At 43.1% G+C, this 255-nt stretch carries 1 pseudogene; it reads right to left on the bottom strand.

Features of this window, described 5'->3' with window-relative positions:
• Nucleotides 1-56 precede the first annotated feature (56 nt).
• Nucleotides 57-255 (bottom strand): annotated as a pseudogene (locus H7198_RS06930) (phage tail domain-containing protein); the annotation flags it as partial.

Genomic DNA, 255 nt, shown 5'->3' with positions numbered 1-255 from the left:
GTAACGTCCTTGTCTGGTCACGCGAACGAACCACTACTTTATCAGATGTGTACATTTTAAAAGTACAAGAATGGGAACGAGAACGTTACATCGAGATTCGATAGACCAGAAATCTGAATCTCATTGTCCCCTTTTTCCAGTTTAATGTGACCAAAGTCCGTATCAACTGCACCAGATTGTCCGTTGTAATACAGCGTGATGCCGTTCATGGCTAGTACATCGCTAGACCCCATGTTCACATTGGCTGTGAATGAT

The organism is Fructobacillus sp. CRL 2054 (assembly GCF_028764065.1).
Lineage (GTDB): Bacteria > Bacillota > Bacilli > Lactobacillales > Lactobacillaceae > Fructobacillus.
The sequence above is the reverse complement of the archived record's forward strand: the minus strand, read 5'-3'. Positions and strand labels throughout refer to the sequence as shown.